At 65.7% G+C, this 3,627-nt stretch carries 5 protein-coding genes; 3 read left to right on the top strand and 2 right to left on the bottom strand.

All coding sequences use genetic code 11. The features are described 5' to 3' along the window. Positions 1–76 precede the first annotated feature (76 nt). The gene (locus tag V5A53_RS13775) at positions 77–223 is read right to left on the bottom strand and encodes a hypothetical protein (RefSeq protein WP_332314193.1); all 147 of its coding nucleotides are present in this window, start codon (positions 221–223) and stop codon (positions 77–79) included. Between the two features lie 115 nt (positions 224–338). Here V5A53_RS13775 and V5A53_RS13770 point away from each other — a divergent pair, with 115 nt between their 5' ends. Together V5A53_RS13770 and V5A53_RS13765 are read left to right on the top strand one after the other, a co-directional pair. Then, positions 339–488 (top strand): hypothetical protein, encoded by a 150-nt coding sequence (locus V5A53_RS13770; RefSeq protein ID WP_332314192.1) that lies wholly within the window; start codon positions 339–341, stop codon positions 486–488. A 42-nt stretch (positions 489–530) separates the two neighbouring features. Continuing rightward, positions 531–1,040, top strand: a complete 510-nt coding sequence (locus V5A53_RS13765; RefSeq protein ID WP_332314191.1) for a response regulator — start codon at positions 531–533, stop codon at positions 1,038–1,040. Positions 1,041–1,079: 39 nt separating this feature from the next. Here the strand turns inward: V5A53_RS13765 and V5A53_RS13760 are convergent, their stop codons facing one another. Beyond that, positions 1,080–2,297 (bottom strand): MFS transporter, encoded by a 1,218-nt coding sequence (locus V5A53_RS13760; protein WP_332314190.1) that lies wholly within the window; start codon positions 2,295–2,297, stop codon positions 1,080–1,082. 161 nt (positions 2,298–2,458) lie between these two features. On the opposite strand from V5A53_RS13760, the gene V5A53_RS13755 reads away from it, so the two are divergent. Further along, positions 2,459–3,627: AMP-binding protein (locus tag V5A53_RS13755; RefSeq protein ID WP_332314189.1), on the top strand; the 1,169-nt coding region annotated here is incomplete at its 3' end.

Genomic DNA, 3,627 nt, shown 5'->3' with positions numbered 1-3,627 from the left:
ACGTCTTCGACCGGATCGCGAATATGGACGCCGGACTGTCCGATGAGCGATTCGAATCGGGGGACGACCGTATCCTTCATCGGTCCCCTCCATCGGTTCGGACGTGGCGTAATTCGGCGTCCGTCGGCCGGTCGAGGCGGCCGTCGGTCGTCGACTGCTCGTCCTTCGTGGACCTCTCCAGCAGGAAGGACGAGCGTGCCGCAACGACCGACGAACCAGTCATGGCTAGATATTTCCGTGCTATTTCGTTAAAAAGATTGCGTGCGTTTCGGCGACGTGACCTTTACGAGTCGAAACGGTGGTGTGTTTTATTAAGGTTGGGTGCGGAAATAAGGAACATGGGCGAGGAGAGCTGTATCAACTGTGGGGCCGACGACGTCGATACCTACGAGTTGCTGGTGCGGAACACGAACCACGACGAGGTACCGCTGTGTGATGGCTGCTACGAGGCCATCCAGCAGGAACTAGCTGCCGACGAGCGTTCGTAACGTGTCGCAGCCACCACGGCGCATCCACTGGACGATCTAATCATGGACGATCCGATCCAGGTATTGCACGTCGACGACGACTCCGCCTTCCGGGACCTAGCGGCGGAACTGTTGGAACGTGCCGATGATTCGATAACCGTGCACAGCGAGTCGGACCCGACGGCCGTTCCGGCGTACATCGAGAACGAACGGGTCGATTGCATCGTCAGTGACTTCGATATGCCCGAATGCAACGGGCTGGAGCTCTGCCGTCAGCTCCGTCAGGAGTATCCCGAGTTTCCCTTCGTGCTGTTTACCAACCGGACGGGCGAGGAGATCGTGACCCGAGCGATGTCGGCGGGTGCGACCGACTACATCCAGAAAGAGACCGGCACCCACCACTACGAACTGCTCGCGAACCGCATCACGCTCGCGGTGACCCGCCACCGGGCGCTTCGTCGCCTCGGCGAGGTCGAGGGGCTGCCGGGCGAGCACGCGGCATCCGAGACCCCGCTCGATAGTGATGACGTTTCGCTGGCCAACGTCGAGGCCGGCGCAGACCGCGACGACTGACCGACCGTCGCTGTCGGCCGTTCGTTTCGCCGCTGTCTTTCATGCATCGAGTGACGACATCGCCACGCCCGCGCCGGCGGCGACGAGGGTGGCGACCGCACACAGCAGCAGGCCGGGGGTAAAGGAGCCCGTGACATCCCGCAGGGTGCCGATGATGACGGGGCCGAGGAAGCCGCCGATCTCGCCGACGGCGAAGACGATGCCGACGGCGGTGCCGGTCAACTCCGGTCCGATGCCGTCCAGTTCGACCGGGATGGCCCTGATAAGGGGCGAGAGCCCGCCCATACCGAAGCCGATGAGCATCACGGGTGCGACGAGCAGGAGGGCGATGGCCGGTTCGGCGAGCAGGCCGAGGACGCCGGCACAGGCGAGGCTGCCGCAGACGGCCAGCGCACCGCGGGTGCGGTCGAGGCGTTCGGCGACGACGGGGACGACGAGGACGCCGGCGACCTGTCCGACGACGAGCAGGCTGGTGACGGTGCCGGCCAGCCCCGCATCGAGGCCGCGGGTTTCGAGGACGGTGACGAGCCAGCCCTGCACCCCGTGGAGGACGAGCAGGTACATTGTCCCGAGGACGACGAGCAATCGAAGGTCGCGGTGGCCGAGGACGGCGCGCAGATCGGCGGTCAGCGAAGCAAGCGAGAAATCGCCGTCGTCGTCGGTCTCGTGGCGGCCGGTGGGTACGTACCACGCGGCGGCGGCCCAGACGGCGGCGACGACGAGAGTACCGAGGCCGCTGGCGACGAACAGCGGCCGCCAGCCGCCGAGGGCGGGGCCGAGTACCGACCGGCCGAAGGCGAAGACGGACGCGCTGCCGGCGTAGGAGCCGATGAGGTAGACGGAAGCGGCCCGCCCGACCCGATCGGCGGGGTAGAGTTCGGAGGCGAGCTTGGGCATGCCGAAGGTGATACCGGTCGCGCCGATGCCCATCAGGAGCGTACAGGCGAGCATCGTCGGGAACGTCTCCATGAACGCCCGACCGAGTTGGCCGAGCCCGGCAAGCGTGATGCCAGCGCCGATGCCGAGTCGCGCGCCGAAGCGGTCGATGACGAGGCCGCTGGCGAGGCCGATCGGGATGTACGTCAGCGGTATGGCGCCGGCGAGAACGCCGGCCTGCGTGCCGGTCAAGCCAAGGGCCTCGATGATGGGATTGAGATATGCCGGCAGGGAAAACCAGACGAAAAGCAACGCACCGTACCCGAGGCCGCCCAGTGTCAGTAGCGCCGCGTTCTCGAGGGGTGTCGGGCGACCGTCCATCGGGTGCGGGTTCGACGACGGGCCAATAGAACCCATCGAATCCGGTTGCTGACGGGCGATGTGAGTTGTAGATTATTACCACTTGAAAGAAAGTGCTGACATCGACTTAACGCTGTGTGGCGAAAATAACCTTTACGCCCAACGAACGCTACGTTCCGGTGATGACGAATCTCGTCACGGACATCGAGGAGACGGTCGCGGAGTCGCCCGATGCGACGGCCATCGGCTTCCGAGGACAGGAGTTCACCTACGAGGAGTTCTGGGCCCAGGCCGGCCAGTTCGCGCAGGCGCTGGCCGACGCCGGCGTCGAACCCGGCGACCGGGTCGGCATCTACCTGCCCAACCTGCCCCAGTACGTCGTCGCGTTCCACGGCGTGCTTCGGGCCGGCGGTATCGTCGTCCCGATGAACCCCCAGTACAAGTCCCGTGAGATCGAGCACCTGCTCGGCGACAGCGGTGCGGTCGCCGTCGTCGCGCTCTCGGACCTCGTCCCACAGGTTCAGGAGGTCCAAGACGACACCGACGTCCACACCGTGGTCAGCGTCGCCGGCGACGCCGACGGCGCCACCGAATACGACGCGTTCCTCGCCGACGAGATGCTCGAGACGGTCGCCCGCGAGGACGACGACGTCGCCTGCCAGCCCTACACATCGGGGACGACGGGCACGCCGAAGGGCGTCCTGCTGACCCACGCGAACCTCTCCTTCGAGGCGGAGGCCTCACCGGCGATTCACGACGGCATCTACGACGACGACAAGATGCTCGGCGTCCTCCCACTCTTCCACATCTACGGCATGACGGTGACGATGCTGGCGACCTTCTACGAGGGCGGGAGTTTCTGGCCGATGGCCGAATGGGATGCCGGCGAGGCGCTCGAACTCATCGAATCGGAGCAACTCACCATCGTCCACGGCGTCCCGGCGATGTTCAACGACATGGTCAACTACGCCGATGCCGACCAATACGACCTCGCGTCGGTCCGCTTCGCCAACGCTGGCGGCTCCAGCCTCCCGCTTGAGGTCATGCGCCGGTTCGAGGAACTGTTCGAACCCGACCTGATGGAGGGCTACGGCCTCACCGAGACGGCGCCGGTCACCCACGCCAACCGGCCCGGTGACCGCCGCCCCGGCTCCATCGGCAAGCCGCTGCCCGGAGTCGACTCGAAGGTCGTCGACCACGACTTCGAAGAGGTCGACCCCGTCCCTGAGGGCCCCGTCGACGACGAGACGGAACTCGACGACGTGGTCGGCGAGATCGTCATCTCCGGTCCCAACGTGATGAAGCAGTACTACAACCGCCCCGAGGCGAACGAGGAGGCCTTCACCTACGA

Source organism: Natronomonas sp., assembly GCF_036625485.1.
GTDB lineage: Archaea > Halobacteriota > Halobacteria > Halobacteriales > Haloarculaceae > Natronomonas.
This window is presented reverse-complemented; position numbering and strand designations above follow the sequence as displayed.